Origin of the sequence: Streptomyces phaeochromogenes, from assembly GCF_001418655.1 — a bacterium.
GTDB lineage: Bacteria > Actinomycetota > Actinomycetes > Streptomycetales > Streptomycetaceae > Streptomyces > Streptomyces phaeochromogenes.
In genome coordinates this window covers 1-20,200 of the sequence record NZ_LIQZ01000210.1, presented here as the reverse complement: position 1 = coordinate 20,200, position 20,200 = coordinate 1, and the positions used below count along the sequence as shown (strand labels likewise).

General features: G+C 70.8%; 19 protein-coding genes. 9 read left to right on the top strand and 10 right to left on the bottom strand.

Annotation, left to right across the window (positions count from 1 at the left end; translation table 11 throughout):
• Nucleotides 1–196: 196 nt before the first annotated feature.
• Nucleotides 197–1,204, top strand: coding sequence for an ornithine carbamoyltransferase (gene argF / locus AOK17_RS26930; protein WP_055615139.1), 1,008 nt, complete (start codon nucleotides 197–199; stop codon nucleotides 1,202–1,204).
• Between the two features lie 105 nt (nucleotides 1,205–1,309).
• Here argF and AOK17_RS26925 read toward each other — a convergent pair whose 3' ends face one another.
• The 9 genes from AOK17_RS26925 to AOK17_RS26885 all read right to left on the bottom strand — a co-directional run bounded on the left by AOK17_RS26925 (nucleotide 1,310) and on the right by AOK17_RS26885 (nucleotide 8,872).
• Entirely contained in the window at nucleotides 1,310–1,762 is a 453-nt protein-coding gene (locus AOK17_RS26925; protein ID WP_055615138.1) for an ATP-binding protein, read from the bottom strand.
• 286 nt (nucleotides 1,763–2,048) lie between these two features.
• Nucleotides 2,049–3,323, bottom strand: coding sequence for a sulfate adenylyltransferase subunit 1 (locus AOK17_RS26920; protein WP_079053305.1), 1,275 nt, complete (start codon nucleotides 3,321–3,323; stop codon nucleotides 2,049–2,051).
• 2 nt (nucleotides 3,324–3,325) lie between these two features.
• On the bottom strand, nucleotides 3,326–4,204 hold the full coding sequence (gene cysD, locus AOK17_RS26915; RefSeq protein ID WP_055615143.1) for a sulfate adenylyltransferase subunit CysD: 879 nt from the start codon (nucleotides 4,202–4,204) through the stop codon (nucleotides 3,326–3,328).
• A gap of 116 nt (nucleotides 4,205–4,320) precedes the next feature.
• Nucleotides 4,321–4,893 (bottom strand): adenylyl-sulfate kinase, encoded by a 573-nt coding sequence (cysC, locus tag AOK17_RS26910; protein ID WP_055615137.1) that lies wholly within the window; start codon nucleotides 4,891–4,893, stop codon nucleotides 4,321–4,323.
• Entirely contained in the window at nucleotides 4,890–6,164 is a 1,275-nt protein-coding gene (locus AOK17_RS26905; RefSeq protein WP_079053306.1) for a glycosyltransferase family 4 protein, read from the bottom strand. The genes cysC and AOK17_RS26905 overlap by 4 nt, the downstream gene beginning before the upstream one ends.
• Entirely contained in the window at nucleotides 6,161–6,616 is a 456-nt protein-coding gene (locus AOK17_RS26900; RefSeq protein WP_055615136.1) for a hypothetical protein, read from the bottom strand. The genes AOK17_RS26905 and AOK17_RS26900 overlap by 4 nt, the downstream gene beginning before the upstream one ends.
• Nucleotides 6,613–7,506, bottom strand: a complete 894-nt coding sequence (locus tag AOK17_RS26895; RefSeq protein WP_055615135.1) for a sulfotransferase family protein — start codon at nucleotides 7,504–7,506, stop codon at nucleotides 6,613–6,615. The genes AOK17_RS26900 and AOK17_RS26895 overlap by 4 nt, the downstream gene beginning before the upstream one ends.
• Before the next feature lie 83 nt (nucleotides 7,507–7,589).
• Nucleotides 7,590–8,432, bottom strand: a complete 843-nt coding sequence (locus AOK17_RS26890) for a PaaX family transcriptional regulator (protein ID WP_055615134.1) — start codon at nucleotides 8,430–8,432, stop codon at nucleotides 7,590–7,592.
• Between the two features lie 227 nt (nucleotides 8,433–8,659).
• Nucleotides 8,660–8,872, bottom strand: coding sequence for a DUF5999 family protein (locus AOK17_RS26885; RefSeq protein WP_055615133.1), 213 nt, complete (start codon nucleotides 8,870–8,872; stop codon nucleotides 8,660–8,662).
• Between the two features lie 235 nt (nucleotides 8,873–9,107).
• On the opposite strand from AOK17_RS26885, the gene AOK17_RS26880 reads away from it, so the two are divergent.
• Nucleotides 9,108–9,560, top strand: coding sequence for a DUF6299 family protein (locus AOK17_RS26880; RefSeq protein ID WP_055615132.1), 453 nt, complete (start codon nucleotides 9,108–9,110; stop codon nucleotides 9,558–9,560).
• Between the two features lie 175 nt (nucleotides 9,561–9,735).
• Here the strand turns inward: AOK17_RS26880 and AOK17_RS26875 are convergent, their stop codons facing one another.
• The gene (locus AOK17_RS26875; protein ID WP_245697372.1) at nucleotides 9,736–11,520 is read right to left on the bottom strand and encodes a hypothetical protein; all 1,785 of its coding nucleotides are present in this window, start codon (nucleotides 11,518–11,520) and stop codon (nucleotides 9,736–9,738) included.
• A 352-nt stretch (nucleotides 11,521–11,872) separates the two neighbouring features.
• Between AOK17_RS26875 and AOK17_RS26870 the strand changes: the two genes are divergently transcribed.
• From AOK17_RS26870 to AOK17_RS26840, 7 genes are all read left to right on the top strand, one after another.
• The gene (locus AOK17_RS26870) at nucleotides 11,873–12,961 is read left to right on the top strand and encodes a LacI family DNA-binding transcriptional regulator (RefSeq protein ID WP_055615131.1); all 1,089 of its coding nucleotides are present in this window, start codon (nucleotides 11,873–11,875) and stop codon (nucleotides 12,959–12,961) included.
• Between the two features lie 144 nt (nucleotides 12,962–13,105).
• On the top strand, nucleotides 13,106–14,443 hold the full coding sequence (locus AOK17_RS26865; RefSeq protein WP_055615130.1) for an ABC transporter substrate-binding protein: 1,338 nt from the start codon (nucleotides 13,106–13,108) through the stop codon (nucleotides 14,441–14,443).
• Between the two features lie 77 nt (nucleotides 14,444–14,520).
• Nucleotides 14,521–15,489 (top strand): carbohydrate ABC transporter permease, encoded by a 969-nt coding sequence (locus AOK17_RS26860; protein WP_055615129.1) that lies wholly within the window; start codon nucleotides 14,521–14,523, stop codon nucleotides 15,487–15,489.
• Nucleotides 15,486–16,412: a carbohydrate ABC transporter permease gene (locus AOK17_RS26855; protein ID WP_055615128.1), complete on the top strand. Its 927-nt coding sequence runs from the start codon at nucleotides 15,486–15,488 to the stop codon at nucleotides 16,410–16,412. Before AOK17_RS26860 ends, AOK17_RS26855 begins: the two co-directional genes overlap by 4 nt.
• 133 nt (nucleotides 16,413–16,545) lie before the next feature.
• On the top strand, nucleotides 16,546–17,526 hold the full coding sequence (locus AOK17_RS26850; RefSeq protein WP_055615141.1) for a hydroxyacid dehydrogenase: 981 nt from the start codon (nucleotides 16,546–16,548) through the stop codon (nucleotides 17,524–17,526).
• Between the two features lie 60 nt (nucleotides 17,527–17,586).
• Nucleotides 17,587–19,539 carry a DUF2264 domain-containing protein gene (locus tag AOK17_RS26845; protein WP_055615127.1) on the top strand — a complete coding sequence of 651 codons (1,953 nt, stop codon included), beginning with the start codon at nucleotides 17,587–17,589 and terminating at the stop codon, nucleotides 19,537–19,539.
• Nucleotides 19,536–20,200 (top strand): sugar phosphate isomerase/epimerase family protein (locus AOK17_RS26840; protein ID WP_245697370.1); only part of this gene is annotated, 665 nt, incomplete at its 3' end. The genes AOK17_RS26845 and AOK17_RS26840, both read left to right, overlap by 4 nt.

Sequence of the window (20,200 nt, the reverse complement as noted above, 5' to 3'; positions counted from 1 at the left end):
GGGCGGGCCTCGGTGTATGAGCTGTCCGGTGCAGCGGGATCCGGTCGGCTGAGCGGGAGCCGGTCCGCCGGTCGCCGAACCGGAGGTCCGGGGCCTCGAAAGTGAGTCCTACATCTCGATAATGATTCCGTATAGAAATGTGGAGCATCGTATAGAATTCCAAGAGTCCTTGTTTACGTAACCCTGGAGCGCCCCCATGGCGACAGTCCCGTACGCCCTCGCCGGCCGCCACTTCCTGAAGGAGCTGGACTTCACGGAGGAGGAGTTCCATGGCCTGATCGGGCTCGCCGCAGAGCTGAAGGCGGCGAAGAAGGCCGGGACGGAGATCCAGCACCTGCGGGGCCGGAACATCGCGCTGATCTTCGAGAAGACCTCGACGCGCACGCGCTGCGCGTTCGAGGTCGCCGCCGCCGACCAGGGCGCTTCCACCACCTACCTCGACCCGTCGGGCTCACAGATAGGGCACAAGGAGTCCGTGAAGGACACCGCACGGGTGCTCGGCCGGATGTTCCACGCGATCCAGTACCGCGGGGACAGCCAGGAGGGCGTCGAGGAGCTGGCCGCCCACGCGGGCGTGCCCGTCTACAACGGTCTGACCGACGCCTGGCACCCGACCCAGATGCTCGCCGACGTCCTCACGATGACCGAGCACACCACCAAGCCGCTGAACCGGACCGCCTTCGCCTACCTCGGCGACGCGCGCTTCAACATGGGCAACTCCTACCTGGTCACCGGTGCGCTGCTCGGCATGGACGTACGGATCGTCGCGCCGAAGGCCTACTGGCCCGCCGAGGAGATCGTCGACCGGGCGCGCGAGCTCGCCGTGCGCAGCGGGGCGCGGATCACGCTCACCGAGGACGTCGCGGAGGGGGTCGCGGGCGCCGACTTCGTCGCCACCGACGTCTGGGTGTCCATGGGCGAGCCCAAGGAGGTCTGGGACGAGCGCATCGTCGCGCTTGGCCCGTATGCGGTGACGATGGACGTCCTGCGGGCCACCGGCAACGCGGACGTCAAGTTCCTGCACTGTCTGCCGGCCTTCCACGACCTGGGTACGAAGGTCGGCCGGGACATCCACGAGCGGCACGGCCTGGACTCGCTGGAGGTCACCGACGAGGTCTTCGAGTCGGCCCACTCGGTCGTCTTCGACGAGGCGGAGAACCGGCTGCACACGATCAAGGCGGTGCTCGTCGCGACCCTCGCCTGAGGGGAGCCAGGGGAGTCGGGGGAGCCAGGGGCGTGAAGGGTGCCGCGAGGGGCGTGAAGAGCGCCGAGACGCGTGCGAGGGGTGCGGCGGGTGGCGTCGTCGCCGCTACAGCGGGTTCCGCTGGTGCGGCACCGCCGGCAGCCTGAACCAGACCGCCTTCCCGGAGTCCGTGGGCCGGTGCCCGCACGACGAGCTGAGGGCGCGGATCAGCAGCAGCCCGCGGCCGTGCTCCTGCCAGGGGTCGGGCTCGCCCGACGGGTCGGGGATCGTGAGATCGCCCGGCGGGGACGGGTCCGGGTCGTGTACCTCGACCTGGCAGCCGGTCGGCAGCAGCTCCACGACCAGCTCTATGGGCCGGTCGCCCTTGGTGTGCTCCACGGCGTTCGCCACCAGCTCCGCGGTGAGCAGCTCGGCGGTGTCGCTGTCGGCGGCGTGTTCCAGCTCGGCGAGCGCGGTACGGACCAGGGCGCGGGCGACAGGCACTGCCGCAGCGGTGTGCGGCAGAGCGATGCGCCAGGAGGCTGGAGCGTGGGGATCGTGCAAGGCGGGTCCGTTCATGGAGCAGGATGTCCTGCTTTCAACTTTAGGAATGGTACGACGCAACCGGACAGAGGCGCTCGGCGGGCTTTTTTCGGGACGTTCGGCCCGGTATCGGGCTGCTTACCCAGGTGAACGCTCCGCATCCCGCGTTCTGCGCCTGTCGTTACCGGCCTATCGACGAGTCGTGACTCCGTGACCGCGTTGTCGCGCATCTATGACGGAAGTCATCAAGACGAAATAGGGCTGTGGGAGGCCAGGCACCTCGGTGCCTGGCCTCCCACAGCCCTATTTCGGACGGGTCGGCTCACACGTGCGAGCCGGCCTCCCTCAGATCGACCATCCCCGCCGTCAGCGTCGCCCCGTCCGCCGGGTCGACCAGGATGAACGCCCCGGTGCGGCGCGAGTCCGCGTAGTCGTCGAGCGCGAGTGGCTCGGCGGTGCGCAGGGTGATCCGGCCCAGGTCGTTGGCGGTCAGCTCGGCGGCTCCGGCCAGATCCTTCACGATCGCCTTGACCGTACGGGTCGTGTGCCTGACCAGGACCCGGTCGCCGACCCGCAGCGGACGGTCGGCCAGATGGCAGACGGCGGCCCGGACGTCCCGGGTGAGCGCGGGCACGTCCGCCCCGGTCGTGATCATGTCGCCGCGCGAGACGTCGCGCTGGTCGGCCAGGCGCAGGGTCAGCGACTGCGGAGCGTACGCCTCCCGCGCGTCCTCGCCGAGTACGTCGATGCCGGTGATCGCGGACGTCTCGCCGGAGGGGTGGACCGTCACCCGGTCTCCGACCCGCAGTGAGCCGGAGACCAACTGGCCCGCGTAGTAACGGATCTCGGCGTGCCGGATCACGTACTGGACGGGGAAGCGCGTGGGTTCGCCCGAGCGGTCGCCGCCGACCGGGACGGACTCCAGGTGCCGGAGCAGTGCCGGACCCTCGTACCAGTCCATACGCGTCGAGCGGTCCACCACGTTGTCGCCCGCCAGGGCCGACACGGGGATCGGTGTGAAACCGGGCAGGCCCAACTCCGCGGCGTGGCCCGCGAAGTCCTCGACGATCCGCTCGAACTCCTTCTCCTCGTATCCGACGAGGTCCATCTTGTTGACGGCCAGTACGATGTGCGGGACGCGCAGCAGTGCGGCGATCGCCGCGTGGCGGCGGGTCTGCTCGACGACGCCGTTGCGGGCGTCGACCAGGATGATCGCCAGTTCGGCCGTGGAGGCGCCGGTGACCATGTTGCGGGTGTACTGCACGTGGCCGGGGGTGTCGGCGAGGATGAACCGGCGCCGGGGCGTGGCGAAGTAGCGGTACGCCACGTCGATGGTGATGCCCTGCTCCCGCTCGGCCCGCAGGCCGTCGGTGAGCAGCGCCAGGTCCGGCGCGTCCTGGCCACGGCTCTGGGAGACGCGCTCCACGGCCTCCAGCTGGTCGGTGAGGACCGACTTGGAGTCGTGCAGCAGCCGGCCGACGAGGGTGGACTTGCCGTCGTCGACGGACCCCGCGGTGGCGAAGCGCAGGGTGTCGACGGTGGTGAGGGGTGCGGCGGCAGCGCTGGTGGCGGCCGTGGGTTCGATGGTGCCGGTCATCTCTAGAAGTACCCCTCGCGCTTGCGGTCTTCCATCGCGGCCTCGGACATCTTGTCGTCGGCGCGGGTGGCGCCCCGCTCGGTGAGCCGGGAGGCGGCGATCTCGGTGATCACGGCGTCCAGCGTGGTGGCGTCCGAGTCGACGGCGCCGGTGCAGGACATGTCACCGACGGTCCGGTAGCGGACCTGCCTCTTCTCGACGGTCTCGCCGTCCTTCGGGCCGCCCCACTCGCCCGCCGTCAGCCACATACCGGCCCGCTGGAAGACCTCACGTTCGTGCGCGAAGTAGATCTCCGGCAGCTCGATCCCCTCGCGGGCGATGTACTGCCAGACGTCCAGCTCGGTCCAGTTGGACAGCGGGAAGACGCGGACGTGCTCGCCGGCGGCGTGCCGTCCGTTGTAGAGGTTCCACAGCTCGGGGCGCTGGCGGCGCGGGTCCCACTGGGAGAACTCGTCGCGCAGAGAGAACACCCGCTCCTTGGCGCGTGCCTTCTCCTCGTCCCGGCGTCCGCCGCCGAAGACGGCGTCGAACCGCTCGGCCTGGATCCTCTCCGTCAGCGGCACCGTCTGCAGCGGGTTACGCGTCCCGTCGGGACGTTCCCTCAGCACACCCCGGTCGATGTAGTCCTGTACGGAGGCCACATGGAGCCGGAGCCCATGTGCGGCCACCACATGGTCCCTGTACTCAAGGACTTCCGGAAAGTTGTGTCCTGTGTCCACATGCAGCAGCGAGAACGGCACCGGAGCGGGCGCGAACGCCTTCAGCGCGAGATGCAGCATGACGATGGAGTCCTTGCCGCCGGAGAACAGGATCACCGGCCGCTCGAACTCGCCCGCCACCTCGCGGAAGATGTGCACCGCCTCGGACTCCAGAGCGTCCAGATGTGAGAGCGCGTGCGGAGGGAGCGCGCGTTGTGGGAGCGAGTGCTGCGGAAGCGCCTGCTGCGGAAACGCGTGCGTACGGTCGGCGGTCGTGTCGGCGGTCGTCGGGCCCGGTGTCACACGAGCCCCCTGGCGGCCAGCACCGCGTGCACCGCGTCCGCCGACTCCTCGGGCGTCTGCGACTGCGTCGCCAGGGACAGCGCGGGGTCCAGCGGCGGCTCGTACGGGTCGTCGACGCCCGTGAGGCCGGTCAGCTGTCCCGCCGCCTGTCGTGCGTACAGGCCCTTTACGTCCCGCTCGCTGCACACCTCGACCGGAGTGGCGACATGCACCTCGATGTACGGCGTGCCGCTGGCCTCGTGCCGTTTGCGCACCGCCTCGCGGCTGTCGGCGTACGGCGCGATGACCGGGACCACCGCCAGTACCCCGTTGCGGGCGAGGACTTCGGCGACCAGGCCGATGCGCTGCACGTTGGTGTTGCGGTCCTCGCGGGAGAAGCCGAGCCCGGCGGAGAGGAAGCGGCGGATCTCGTCGCCGTCGAGGACCTCCACGCGGTGTCCCTCGGACCGCAGCCGGCCGGCGAGGAAGCGGGCGATGGTCGTCTTGCCCGCGCTCGGCAGCCCGGTGAGCCAGATGGTGGCTCCCTGAGCGGTGGGGGGCTTCTGACGGCCCCTGGCCGTGGTGGTCATGCGCGCTGTCCCTTCGAGGCGCCCGCGGCGCGGTGCCGTTGATCGGAGAGGTCGTGGAGGTCGTGGAGTTCACGAACCTCGTGGAGTTCGCGGAAGAGGGCCTCCCAGCGGGGGTGCACGGCGTCCGGTCCGTACGAGGCCGCCGTCAGTACGGCGGCGACGCCCATGTCCGCCCGCAGCGCCCGGTCGCCCATCAGCTTGGCCATGGCGTCGGCGAGCGCGTCGGGGTCCTCCGGGGCGACCAGCAGACCGTCGACTCCGTGGGTGAGCACGTCCGAGGGCCCGGTCGGGCAGTCGAAGCTCACCACCGGAAGCGAGTGGCTCATCGCCTCGATCATCACCATCGGCAGCCCCTCGAAACGCGAACTGAGCACGTAGAAGGAAGCCTTGGCGAGTTCGTCGTCGAGCCGGTCGGTGTGGCCCATCAGGAACACGTGGTTGTAGAGGTGGTGCTCCTCGATGAGCTCCCGCAGCTCGGCCTTCTTCTCGCCGCTGCCGTAGATCCTCAACTGCCAGTCGGGGTACGTCTCGACGAGCTTCGCCCACGCCGGGATCAGCAGGTCGAAGCCCTTCTGCGGGAAGAGCCGGCCGGCCGCCACCGCGATCTTCGAGCGATGGTCCGAGGGCACCTGGTCGAGGGAGTGCACGGCGTTGGGGATGCGCACGACCCGGGTGCCGGGCAGCAGTTGCTCGTACTCCTCGCGGTCCCGTTCGGTGAGGACGGCGACCGCGTCGAAGCGCGCGTAGGTCTCCCGGATGCGCTGCCGCACGTCCTGCTTGTGCGTGCCGTGGTTCATGTGCTCCTGCGCGACACGCACCACGCCGCCCGTCGCGTGTTCCGCGGCCAGGAAGTTGAGCGCGGGCCGCGTGGTCACCAGCACCCCGTCGCGCAGCGAGGAGAGATACGCGATGAGCCGCTGTTCCACGTACCGGTTGAAGTAGCGGTAGCCGAACTCGCCGCACGGGATGTGCCGCGCGGGCCGCTCGGTGAGCCGGCCGCGGCGCCAGTCCTGCCAGCGGCCGAGCGGGCCCGACGGCGGGGTGTGGGCCTCCTCGCGCTGGTCGACGACCGTCGTGACCTTTACGCGCGGGTCGAGCGGGAACTGGAGGTCGTCACGGCGGCGCAGCGCGCTCACCAGCTCGACCTGCCAGCCCGCCTGCACCAGGGAGTTGGCCTGGTTCATCACCGTGCGGATGGTGCCGCCACGCCCGTACGCGTGCAGGAGCAGATAGCGGACCTTCGGCCGCCCGCCGATCTGATGGATCGTCATGTCGAGGCTCCCGTGCGGCACTCCAGCGAAAGGTTGTCCTTCACCGTGTAGTACGGACGTACACCGATGCCGCGTACCCGTTGCTCGGGAAAGACCATGATCTTTTTCTTGCCGTGGATGTCGTCGAGCCGCCGTCCGGCCCTCAACTCCACCTCGCCGTCGGTGAGATGGATGTCCCACTCCTCGACTCCGGCCCCGACTCCGACCAGGGCCCCGGTCCCGATCTCGGCCTCGGCGGTGCCGGTCGCCGCCGCCAGGTCGGCGACGGGCAGTTCGCCCTCGAAACGGTCGCCCTTCACCTGTGCGGGATAGTCGAGGCGCTGTTCCGCGTGGCTCCGGCGGGTGAGCAGCAGCCGCCACTGGCCCTCGGCGGGGTGCCCGTGGATGTGTCCGACGAGTCTGACGCGCCCGTCGCGCGGCCAGACCTCGGCTATCTCGGCGTGCGGCTTCACGAGGTGTAGCCCCAGGCCTCGCACATCGGTCGCAGGATCGCCGGTATCTCGTCCTCGGCGGGCAGTGCCCGGCCGCTCTGCACCTGACCGGTGCGGATCTTGTCCCGCCAGTCGCCGAGGCCCTTCACGACCTGTGTGTCGTCCTTCCTTCCGTAGTCGAGCATCGTCGGCTCGAAGTCCACGTCCAGGAAGGCGCAGAGCCGGCGCATCTCCTTCTCGGGGCCGGCGGTGATGTCCTCGTAGCGCAGGGTGTGGCCGCCGGTGATCCCCTTGCGGGCGTTGTCGACGGCCTGCATGTAGCGCAGCGCGTCGGCGGTGGCCTCGTCGAAGGTCCGCTTCTCGGGGTCGCCCTCGTGCCAGGACCGGGCGATGGACACCGGGTGGCGGAGCAGGAAGACGAAGCGGGCGTCGGGCCAGCAGTCCCGGATGCGCCGGTACACGAACGCGTTGCTCGGCGTCTTCTCGACGATGAAGTCCTTGCCGGACCTGACCAGTTCCCGGTGCATGACCCGGTCCCAGAGCAGATGCTCCAGATCGCCGCGCTCCAGGTCCAGGGCGCTCATCGCACGCTGGGACAGCTTGCTGCCGAAGTCGACCTCGAGGCGGCGGATGTGCAGCTCGTGCGGGGAGTGGAACCGCGAGTGCGCGTTCAGGAGCATCCGCAGCAGGGTCGAGCCGGAGCGCACCGGCGACATGATGAAGACCGGCTCCCGTAGCAGCCGGTCCGTCGCGAGGTCCACGGGCGCGGGACATCGGTACACCGGCGTGGGCCGCTTCCCGGGTTTCGCCGCCGTCTTCTTCGGCCCGGGCGGCGCGACGGGAGCGGCCCTACGCACCTGGAGGCCGGTGGTGGCGGAGAGCGCCCGGTTCAGACTGCGCATCAGACTCATGCGTCACGACGCTAGGTAAGGATTATGAGAAGAGGGACTGAGGAGCCTGAGCGTTGCCTTAGCGGTCCGAAGTGTGTCTGGCGTCACACGCTTTCGGGTTTGGGGTGGTTTCCCGGTACGCCCGCGAAAGCTGCCCCCGCGTCCCGCAGCCGCTCGTGCAGCGCCCGGAACACGGCCGCCGAGCGGGCGCCCGGCCAGTCCTCGGGCAGCAGCGCGGGAGGCAGCCCGGGATCGGCGTACGGGAGATGCCGCCAGGTGTCCAGGGCGAGCAGGTAGTCGCGGTACGCCTCCTCCTCGGGGGTGTCGTCCCGCGCCTCCCAGTCGTGCAGCACGCGCGCGTGGGTGTCGAGAAACGCCTCGTGCTGCTTGGCGATCGCGGCGAGGTCCCACCAGCGGGCGACCGCGTCGGCCGTCGCCGCGAACCCCAGGTGCTCGCCGCGGAACAGTTCGACGTACGTGTCGAGGCGCAGCCGTTCCAGCGTGTGGCGGGTCTCCTCGTAGAGGCGGGCGGGCGCGAGCCACACCCCGGGGGCGGCCGTCCCGAAACCGAGGCCGGACAGACGGGAGCGCAGTACGTGACGTTTCTGCCGCTCGGACTCCGGCACGGAGAACACGGCGAGCACCCAGCTGTCGTCCTCGGGGGGTGAGGCCGCGTAGACCCGCCGGTCGCCGTCGTCCAGGAGCTGCCGCGCGTCCGGCGACAGTACGTACCCGGCCGCGCCCGACGCCGTGCGCGCCGGCACCAGCAGCCCGCGGCGTTTGAGCCGGGACACCGACGAACGTACGGAGGGCGCGTCCACGCCGACCGCGGCGAGAAGCCGGATGAGTTCGGCCACGGGTACGGGACCAGGGGCGAAGCGGCCGTACGCGCCGTAGAAGGTGACGATGAGGGACCGGGGAGTGTGCTGCTCGGACACGATGATCACTCTAGATCGTCACCATCACGCTTGATCACCTTCCGGGGGCGCGGGATCACTTTCCCTCCGTACGGAACCGCCTTCCGTACGTGCCGGGTTGACGTCGGCGCGCAGCCGGAACCGCTGCGGCCTGCCAGGAGCGTATCGCCTTCGTGACGGCAGTCAATGGGCCGCGATAGGCGTTCCTTGCCCCCCGGTGGAGGCCCGGCCCGTCCCCGACGGGATCCGGGGGAGTGTCAGGCCGCGATGGTCAGCTGCGCGGCCGGCACCCGGTGCGGGGCGACGATACGGCCGTCGGGTAGCAGCGCGCCGGTGTCGTCGAAGACGATCGCGCCGTCGCACAGCAGGTACCAGCCCTGCTCGGGGTGCGCGGACACGATGTGCGCGTCGTCGCGGTGGGAGCGCTCGGTGCGGTCGGCGGACGGGCACGAAGACTGGTGGGAACACATGGCGTACCTCCACGTGCGAAGGGTTCGGCGGCGTTGTCGTCGCCTCGTTGTGAATAGACCATCCTCCTGCCGCGAACTCATCGGAACAGCGGGAAGGGAAGCGTGACAACACGCGGACAACACTCGGACGTGCCCAGGACGGATGGTGCGGACTCGCCACCAAAGGGGTGATGATCACGCGCGCGAGCACACCGGGCCGGTACCTGTGGAGACCCCCACTCCAGGAGGTACTCCAATGCCATTGCGCCAGGTCATGGGCACAGCTGCCGGTGCCGCGCTACTGCTGCTCGCCACCCCGTCGTCCGCGCACGCACTCGCCGACTCGCTCGGACTGTCCGGACGGTCGGGGCCGTTCGAGACGGTGACGGTCGACCCGACGGGCCGTCTCGCCGCGGACGGCACGGTCACCCTCTCCGGCACCTACCGCTGCACGGGCGGCACGGGACCGGTCTTCGTGAGCTCCTCGCTCGGCCAGGGCGAGGGCAAGTCACGGAAGGGAGTCGGGGGCACCAGCGCGGTCTGCGACGGCGCCGAGCACCGCTGGACGAACACCGACCGCACCGAGCCGGGACGGTTCAGGCCGGGCGCGGCCCGCGTCGAGGCCACGGTGATGGAGCTGCGCTCCGGCGGCCTTCCGCTGCCGTACTTCCACGCGCGCCAGCAGCAGGACATCACGCTCGTCGGCTGACCGCCGACGAGCACGTACCGGGCCGGGCCCGCCCGCCGCGTCCCAGGAGACCCGGCGGGCGGGCCCGGTTCGGTTTCACCGGTTCACCGGCGCCGGCCGTGCCGCATCTGCCGTGCCGTGCCGCGCCTGCCGGGCCATGGCCACCCCTGTCGGGCTGTTTGCCGCCCCTGTCGGGTCACTGCAGTCCCTGCCCCGGGCCGTCCTCGGCCGGCAGGCAACCGTCCTCGTCCGAGGGTCCGTTCACATAGCTGGAGTCCAGCCGGTACAGCCCTGCACGCCGCACGGTCAGCCGTGTCCAGGGTCCGTCCGGCCGTACGCAGGCTCCGGCGGCCCGCAGCCACGGCGAGTACCGGACCCGGACGGTCACGGTCCCGGGCCCCGGAACCCTCAGCACCACGGCCGCCTCGCCCGCCCGCACCACTCGCGCGGGCGCCGAGACGAGCGGCTCCGCGTCCCGGACGCGGTAGATCCTCCAGTACGCGTCGTGCCACACGGGCTCCAGCCAGTCCTGCCCGGAGGTGACGAGGGCGGCCTCGTGCTCGGCGGGGCCGTCGGGTGTCCCGTCGGGCACGACGACGTATCCCACGGCCCAGTGGCGCAGCCAGGCGTGGTAGCGCGGGGCGTCGAGCGCGCCCTCGTAGAACAGCCGGCCCCGCTCGACGTCCAACTGCCGGTTCCAGCCCCGCATCAGCTGCGCGTGCGGCGCGAAGAGGGTGGCCTCGCGGTGGTTGCGGGCGGGCACCACCTCGACCCGGTCGCGAGCCGCGTCGAGCCGGTCGAGCTCGGCGAGCACCCCGGCGGTGTGCGTGGCCCAGGCCGGCACCGACGTGGTGACCCGCAGGTCGTTGGCGGTCGTCGTGGTGGTCCAGGCGACCGACGCGGCGAGTGCGAGGGCGACCGGGACGGCCCAGCGCGGGGACGTCCGCCACCAGGAGGTCTGCCGCCCGGAGGTCTTCCTCGCGAAAGTCCTCCGCGCGAAGGTCCTCCGCAGGGCGGGCAGGGCGTCACCCGACCCGCCCGCGCCCCGCAGGCACACGAGCAGCACGGCGGGGGCGAAGAGCGCCGCGAGCCGTTCCACGTTGGTGCCGATGGGCGAGGGGACGAGACAGGTCAGTACGACTCCGACGGCGTACACGGCCGCCCCGCCGCGCAGCACCCGCCACGCGCGGGGAGCCGCCCACAGCACGGCGCCGGACAGCAGCAGGGGCAGCACCATGCGGACCGCGGGCATGGGCTGCTCGCCCTGGAAGGGGAACAGAAGTGCCGTCGACGCGCAGACGACGACGGGCGGCACGGAGAGGGCGAGGCACTTGGCGTACCGCCGGTCGAGCAGGTACCCGGCACCGGCCACCAGCAGGAACAGCCCGGCCACCGGACTGGCCAGGGTGGCCAGCAGCGCTCCCAGGGCGCCCGCGGTCAGCCGGTCCCGCCGCTCCGGACGGCCCGCCACGGCCAGCAGGCCCGCGAGCCCGAAGGCCAGCCCGATGGCGAACGTGGTGCGCCCCGAGGCGACGTTGGCCCACAGTCCGAGAGCGCCGAGCAGCGCGGGCCACAGCGGCACCCTGGCGACGGTCCGCTCCAGCAGGGAGCCCAGCAGCCAGGTGGCGGCCACCCCGGCCAGCACGGAGGCGGTCCGTACGCCCAGCATCGCCATCAACGGAGGGGACAGCACGCTGTAGTTGGCGGTGTGCGTACCGCCGTACCAGAACAGTCCGTACACCGAGTCCGGGTTCCGGGCGAAGAAGCCCGCCCAGGCGTACTGGGCCGCGAGATCGCCGCCGCCCGTCGCGAGAAGCGTCGCCCACACCCCGTACAGCGGGAGGACGGCGAGGACCGCGAGCACCGGGACGCGGCCCGCCCACAGCCGAAGCGGCCGGTACACGGACTTCCGGGGGACGTCGAGGACACCGTCGGGCCCGGAGGGGGCCGGGGCGACCACGGAGTACGGCTGTACGCGCATGAAGGCTGTTCCTGGGGCAGAGCGGGCAGAGCGGGCGGGGCGGAAGGGACTGCTGGGGAGGTAGATGCGATTCCCTCCGTCGACGTTCATTCGGCGTTCATTCTCAGACGTCCACGGAAGGCGCGAAGAATCAGCCCTACCAGGCCACACCTCGTGACCTCGTACGGCCTTTGGGGCGCACGCCGGAAACCGCCCGCCCGGTCCAGTGACAGGTTCAACGAACCTCAGCCGTGGCCGTCACTTTGATCGATTGATCGCTACGATGGGGTCATCGTGCGAAACTCGATCGTGCGAACCGCCGTGCGGTGGTGGCCGGGCGGCGCGGCCGATGTGGGCGGGAGCGGTGGGGGACATGCGGGAGTCGGCGCGGACACGGCAGGACCGGATCGCGGAGACGGTGCGGGACCGGGGTGTCGCGCGCATCACCGACCTCGCCGACGAACTGGGCGTCTCCGTGGTGACGGTGCGCCGGGACGTCGAGGACCTGGCCCGGCGCGGGGAGGTGCGCCGCGGGCACGGGGTGGCGCGTTCCCTGCGGCCGGTGCCCGAGGAGGCTCCCGTCGGCGGCGACGCGGTCGCCATGGTCGTACCGGAGAGCAACACGTATCTCACCGAGGCCGTGCAGGGCGCGCGGGAGGCCGCCGCCAAGGCCGGTCTGCGGCTGGCGCTGCACATCACCGCGGGTGATGGCGGGTCGGAGCGCGAGGCGGTGCGCCAGGCGGTGGACGCCGGGGCGCGCGGCCTGCTGCTGTCGCCGCACTGGCGCACCCGGGCGGAGGCGGAGGCGGACCACTCGTGGCTGGCCGCCCTGGACGTCCCCGCGGTGCTGGTGGAGCGGCGCCCCGCCCGGTCCGGCGGGATCTACTCGCTGGACTGCGTGCGTACGGACCACGCGTACGGCGTGCATCTGGCGCTCGGGCACCTGGTCGGTCTCGGGCACCGGCGGATCGTGCTGGCGGCGCGCGACGACAGCCCCACCGCGCGGGTCATCCGCGCCGAGTTCGCCGAGCAGACCGCCGCCCGGGGGCTCGCGGAGGGATGCCCCACGATTCTCAGTTCGAGCACCGCCGGTCCCGATCCCCGCGTCGCCGATCCACGGGAGTCCGACCTGGTCGAGGCGGTCGGGAGGAGCGGTGCGACGGCGGTGCTGATCCACAGCGACATGGACGCGCTGATGCTGGTGCAACGCCTGCTGGCGGCGGGAATCGACGTGCCGGGGCGCTGTTCGGTGGTCGCCTACAACGACGTGGTCGCCGACATGGGGCCGGTCTCGCTGACGGCCGTCGCCCCGCCCAAGACGGAGCTCGGCCGGACCGGGGTCGAACTGCTGCTGCGACGGCTCGACATGGCGGGCGGCGGGCTGCGGCCCGGGGCCACCCGGCATGTGGAACTGCTGCCGGGTCTCGTGGTCAGGGAGTCCACGGCCGCGCCGACAGTCTGACCCCGTCCCTGATCCCGGCTGGTACTCCGTCGGGCGCTCCGGGTTGTTCGTTTGACCGCTTTAGTTTCTTCTGTTCGATGTATTGACGCCTTTTTCGTCTGAAGCTGAGGATGCCCATGACCCAGCAACGACGCGGGAGGGCCCATGCCTGGTCAACGCCCAGCAGTCAGACGCTCAGGTGCGGCCGTGACGGCACTGCTCACGATCTTCGCCATGCTGCTGGTGGCGGGCTGCTCCGGCGGCGGGAAGTCGGACAGCGCCGGAGACGGTCCGGTGCACGTCACCTTCTGGTCGGCGCTGCGCGGCAGCCAGGAGGTCGTGGACGAGTACAACCGCACCCACACCAAAATCAAGGTCGACTTCGAGCAGGTCCCCTCCGGCGACCAGGGCGGCTGGGCCAAGCTCAGCAACGCCGCCCGGGCGGGCAACGCCCCCGACGTCGCCACCATCGAGTATCCCCAGCTGCCCAGTTACGCCATCGACGGTGTGCCCCGCGACATCACGGACATGCTGCCCGACTCGGTCCGCCGCAGGATCATCCCGCAGGCGATGGACCTGACCACCTTCGAAGGGCGCACCTACGCCCTGCCGGTCGACATCGAACCGATGGTCTTCCTCTACCGCAAGGACCTGTTCACCAAGTACGACATCCCCGTGCCCAAGACCTGGGCGGAGTTCGAGAGCTCGGCCCGCAAGCTGAAGAAGGCCAAGCCCGACTCCCGTATCGCCTCTCTCTTCACCACCGGAGGCACGCTCGCCATGGCCGGCCTCGCCTGGCAGGCCGGCGCCCAGTGGTACGACACCTCCGACAAGTCCTGGACCGTCTCCATGGACGACGCCCCCACCCGCAAGGTCGCCGCGTACTGGCAGCGCCTGGTCGACGACGACCTGGTGCGGGTCGAGCCCTCGTCCAGCCAGCAGTGGCGGGCGCATCTGCAGAGCGGTGAGACGGCCGGCTGGCTGGCGGGCGCCTGGGCGGCGGGCTCGATGATGGCCTCCACCCCGGGCGGCAAGGGCAAATGGGCCATCGCCCCCTCCCCGCAGTGGGACCCGGAGAAGCCCTCCCTGGGCACCCAGGGCGGCTCGACCTTCATGGTCACCAAGGACAGCACGCACCCCGAGGAAGCCCTGGAGTTCATCACCTGGATGGTCACCAGCCCGGACGCGCTGCGCGCCAAGCTCTCCAGCGGGGTCAGCAGCGCGTATCCGACCGTGACCGACCTGGTTCCGGTCGCCCGTAAGGAGATGGACACCAGCTACTACGGCGGCCAGGACATCTTCGGACTCTTCCAGAGAGAGGCCGAGCTGATCTCCACCCGATGGAAGTGGGGGCCGCGCATGGTCTCGACGATCAGCTCGGGCGACGACGGGCTCGCGCGGGCCGGTGTCGGCAGCGGAACCATCCTTGAGGCCCTCCGGGAGGCACAGAGCAAGACCCTGCCCGACCTGAAGAGCCTCGGCCTGTCCGTCACCACCCGCTGACCGGCCGCCGTGCCACACCACGCCGCCACACACCACCCCTCCAGAGCCGCACATCAGGTTGGATCCGAGGTGCATCCGTGAGCACAGTGACGACTCCCAGAAAACGGGCGGGGACCACACCGCCACCGGCGGACCCCGCCCGCACCCGCAGAGCCGGACGCCGACAGCAGAGGTTCGCCTACGTCACGCTTCTCGCCCCGTTCACGGCACTGCTCGTCGCCGTGTTCCTCGTCCCCGTCGGCTACGCCGTCTACCTCAGTTTCTTCTCCGAGGACCACGACGGCCTGGGCTTCGGAGGCGGTCGCACCATCTTCACCGGGCTGCGCAGCTACCTCGCCGTGCTGCAGGACCCGAGCTTCGTCTCAGGCTTCGGCTCCATCGCCCTGTACTGCGTGATCTTCGTACCGCTCGTGGTCGCCGGCTCACTGGGCCTCGCCCTGCTGCTCGACTCCGGACTGATCCGGCTGCGGCGCACCGCGCAGATGCTGCTCTACCTGCCGCACGCCGTGCCCGGCATCATCGCGGCGGTCATCTGGCTGTACCTCTACACACCGGGGCTCAGCCCGGTCATCAAGCTCTTCGCCGAGGCCGACATCACCATCGACTTCCTGGGCCTGCACACCGTGCTCCCGTCGATCGTCAACATCGCCCTGTGGAGCGGCCTCGGCTACAACATGGTGATCTTCTACGCCGCCCTCCAGGCGCTGCCGCGCGAGGTGCTGGAAGCGGCCAGGATCGACGGGGCGGGAGGCGTGCGCACCGCGCTCCAGGTCAAGGTCCCCATCATCAGGGGGTCCGTCCTGATGGTGTGCATGTTCTCCCTGATCGCCGCGCTGCAGCTGTTCACCGAGCCGATGCTCATGAACCAGGCGACGCCGATGGTCAACTCCCGCTTCACACCGAACATGTACATCTACGACGCGGCCTTCCGCCGCAACAACTACGGACTCGCCTCCGCGGCCTCCGTCATCCTCCTCGTCGTCACCTGCGCCCTGTCGTTCGCGGTGACTCGTTGGGCCGGCCGCCGGGAACGGAGCGCGAAATGACCACGACGACTCCCATGACCCCCACGACCCCGTCCGGCGGGCCACCCACCAAGCCGCCCACCAAGCCGCTCGGCCGCCCCTTCGGCAGGTCCGGGCTCACCAGCCGCGGCGTCGCCAACGCCGTCATCCTGATAGCCGCCCTCTACACGATGATGCCCGCCCTGTGGCTGCTGTTCGCGTCCACCAAGAACGCCGACGCCCTCTTCGGCAGCGACATCTTCTCTCTCGGCGACTTCTCCCTCTCCCGCAACCTCTCCGACCTCTTCGCCATGGACGGCGGCCTCTACGGCGAGTGGTACCTCAACAGCCTGCTGTACGCGGTCGGCGGCGCCCTGGTCGGCTCCCTCATCAGCGTCTCCGCGGGATACGCCTTCGACAAGTACGAGTTCCGGCACAAGGAGAAGCTGTTCGGTCTCGTCCTCACCGGCGTCATGGTCCCGCAGACCGTCCTCGCCCTCCCGCTCTATCTGGTGGCCTCCGAGATCGGCCTGGTCAACACCTTCTGGGCGGTCTTCGTCCCCGTCCTGTTCAACCCCTTCGGCGTCTACCTCGCCCGCCTGCTCAGCAGCGGCTACGTACCCAACGAGGTGCTGGAGGCGTCCCGCGTGGACGGCGCCGGCGAACTGCAGACGTACGTGCGCGTCAGTCTGCGGATGCTCGGCCCCGGATTCGTCACCGTCTTCCTGTTCCAGCTCACCGCCATCTGGAACAACTTCTTCCTGCCCATGGTGATGCTCTCCGACCAGCACCTCTATCCGCTGAGCCTCGGGCTCTACACCTGGAACAGCTCCGCCACCGTCTCGCCCGAGTACTACCCGCTCGTCGTCATCGGCTCGCTGCTCGCCGTCGTGCCGCTGATCGTCGCGTTCGTCACGCTGCAGCGTTACTGGAAGTCCGGCCTGACCGCCGGAAGCGTCAAGTGATGTGCCGTCATGTGATGTTCCGTCAAGTGACGTGTCGTCAGGTGTTGTGCAAGGAGCCCCAGTTGACCCGTAGGAGCGCCAAGTGACTCACGCCGACCTCCGGCCCCGTCCCCGCCCGCGTGCCGTGCTCGCCATGGCACACAGGACCGCGGATCAGGTCCTCGACCCGGATGTACGGGCCCGGCTGGCCGCCCTCACCGACATCGACCCGCAGCTCGTACTGGACGACTTCACCACCCCCGCCGCCCAACAGGCGCTCGCCGACGCCGAGTTGCTCGTCACCGGCTGGGGCTGCCCGCCCATCGACGCGTCGGTACTCGACGCCGCGCCCCGGCTGCGCGCGGTGGTGCACACCGCCGGGACCGTACGCCACCACATCACGGCCGCCTGCTGGGAGCGCGGTATCACCGTGTCCTCCGCCGCCGCGGCCAACGCCGTACCGGTCGCCGAGTACACCCTCGCCATGATCCTGCTCGCCAACAAACGCGTCCTCGACACCGCCCGTACCTACCGCACCGAACGCCGGCGCGTCGACTGGAACGCACGCCACCCCGACGCGGGCAACTACCGCAGAACCGTGGGCATCCTGAGCGCCTCGGTCATCGGGCGCCGCGTCATCGACCTGCTCCGCCCGCACGATCTGAACGTGCTGCTCCACGACCCCTTCGTCACGGACACCGAGGCACGCGATCTCGGGGCGGAGCCGGTCTCCCTGCCCGATCTGTTCGCGGTCAGCGACGTACTCAGCGTGCACACACCGCTGCTGCCCGAGACCCGAGGCCTGGTCGGCCGCGAACTGCTGGGGCGGCTGCGCACGGGCACCACGCTGATCAACACCGCGCGCGGAGCGGTCATCGACCAGACCGCTCTCACCGGTGAGGTGGTGTCCGGGCGGATCAACGCGGTCCTGGACGTCACCGAGCCGGAGGTACTGCCCGCCGACTCCCCGCTGTGGGACTGCCCGAACGTCCTCATCACCCCGCACATCGCCGGCTCGAAGGGCGGCGAACTGCGTCGCCTCGCCGACCTGGCACTGGCCGAGATCGAGTCGTACGCCCTCGGCCGCCCCTTCGCCCACCCCGTCCGGCCCGAACACCTGGCCCGCCTCGCCTGACCCGACCATCACAGCCGCTTTCGGAAACCGCCGGAACGAACAGGAGATGTGGCCACTCCCATGCCTGAACACCCCCTCCCCACGCCCCCTGAGGAAGACCGCACCCTCAGCCCGCACACCGGCTACACCCGCGCCCACTGGGAAGCCACCGGCGACCGGCTGCTGGCCGCCGCCCTCCGCTACGCCACCCCCGGCCATGCCCTGATCGACCTGCCCGGCCCGCCCTCGCGGTCGGGGGTGCGCTCGGACGGTCTCGAAGGGTTCGCCCGTACGTTCCTGCTCGCCGCGTTCCGCACCGCCGGGGCGTCCGGCAAGGACCCGCACGGATTCCTGGAGCGCTACACCGCCGGCCTCGCACGCGGCACCCTCACCCCCGGCCGCGACGACGCCGAGTCCTGGCCGGAGATCGGCCACCACGGTATCCAGGGCCAGCCCATGGTGGAGTCGGCCTCCGTGGCGCTGGCCCTGCGGCTCACCACGCGCTGGACCTGGGACACCCTCCCGGCCGCCGACCAGGACCGCGTCGAGCGGTGGCTGCGCGGCGCGCTGCGGCACACGCCCGCCCCCAACAACTGGTACCTCTTCCCGCTGACCGTGGCCGGATTCCTGGAGTCCGTGGGACGGGGCGACGCCGAGACACGCGGGGCGATCGACCGCGGGCTCGGCCTGCTGGACGGCTGGTACCAGGGCCAGGGCTGGTACTCCGACGGCGACGGCCGCTCCTTCGACCACTACAACGGCTGGGCCCTCCACTTCTACCCGATACTGCACGCCCACCTCACCGGGGACCGGGCACTGCTCGACCGACTCGGCCCGCGGCTGCGGGAGTTCCTGGACGGGTTCTCGCTGCTCTTCGACGCGAACGGTGCGCCCATTCACCACGGGCGCTCGCTGACCTACCGCTTCGCGGCCGTCACCGCCGTGGCGCTCGGTGCGCTCACCGGTGAGACACCGCTCGACCCGGGCGTCAGCCGCCGCATCCTCAGCGGGGGGCTGCGGCACTTCCTCGACCGGGACGCGCCGACCGCGGACGGGCTCCTCGGACTTGGCTGGTACGGGCCGCACGAGGCGACTCTCCAGTGGTACTCCGGGCCCGGGTCCCCGTACTGGGCCTCCAAGGGGTTCCTCTCGCTGCTGATCCCGGCCGACGATCCGGTGTGGACGGCCACGGAGGAGCGGGCGCCGGTGGAGGGGGCCGACCGGGTGCTCGCCCTTCCCGCGCCCGGGCTGCTCGTCCAGACGACGGGGCGGGACGGTCTCTCGCGCCTGCACAACCACGGCAGTTACAAGCTCGACTCGCGGGCGCCTGAGCGGGCGCCGGGCGACCCGTTGTACGCCCGGTTCGCGTACTCCACCCGTACCGGTCCGACCAGCGCGGCCAACGCTGCCGACAATCACGTCGCGCTGTCGGCCCGTGGCCTGCGGAGTGCCCGTGTACGCATCCATCCGCTGGGTGCCGGGCGTGACTGGCTCGCCTCGTGGCATCGGCCGGTCTTCCCCGAGGGCGGGCCCGTGCTTCCGTCGGCGCGGATCGAGAGCCTGACGCTGGCCCGCGGCCGGCTCGAACTGCGTGTGCATCGCATGGTGGGTGTGCCGGTGGGGACGCCGGTCCACCACAGCGGTTGGGCTGTCGCGCTGCCGCCGGGGACCGTCCCCGAGGTCCAACAGGGCGCGGAGGTACGGCTCGACGGGCCGGAGGTGACGAGTCAACTGGCCGGGCTGTACGGCTGGGAGGCGTCGTGTGTGGTGCGGGCGCCGCAGGGGACGGCGTACGGGCCGTGGGCTCTTGTTCCCGAACTCACCGGAGTTGTCGGTGCGGGGGAGGAGGGGACGGTGTTCGTCGGGTTGGCGTCCCTTACCGGGGAAGCCGGTGCGGCGCCGATTGCCGGGCAGGCCGGTGTTGAGGTGAGTGGGCTTGTTGTCGCCGTTCGGTGGGGCGACGGGGTGCGTACGGTCGTGGACTTCGGTGGGGGTGGTGCGGGTGGCCCCTCGGTCACCGAGGAGTCGGTGTGAACGGGGTGTCGCTGCGGCTGGGGCTGTGTTCCGTCACCCTGCGGCACCTTGATGTGGGCGGGGTTCTCACGGCAGCGGTCGAGGCGGGGCTGGAGTGTGTCGAGTGGGGTGCCGATGTCCACGTGCCCGCGGGTGACGAGGCCGCGGCCGTCCGGGTTCGCGGCGCCACCGAGGAGGCGGGGCTCGCGGTGGCCTCGTACGGCTCGTACTACCGCGCCGGGCGGACCGACCCCGCGGAGTTCGACGGGGTCCTTCGGTCCGCCGTGCTGCTCGGGGCGCCACGTATTCGGATCTGGGCGGGGGCGACGGGGACGGAGGAGGCTTCGGCGGAGGAGCGGGCGGCGGTGGTCGAGGACACTCGGCGGGCGGCGGAGCTTGCGGCTGATGCGGGTGTGTATCTCGCCTACGAGTTCCATCGCAACACCCTCACCGATGGTGCTGATCGTGTTCTGCGGTTGCTGGAGGAGGTGGGGCGGCCTGACGTCCTCACGTACTGGCAGCCGCCGCTCGACGTGCCCGACTCGGATGCGCTCCTCGGTCTCGACGCGGTGATTGACGGCGTTGCCGCCGTGCATGCGTTCTCCTGGTGGCCGGGGACGACTCGGCGTCCGCTCTCCGCGCGGGCCGAGTTGTGGGGTGGGGTGCTTTCTCGGTTGCGGGC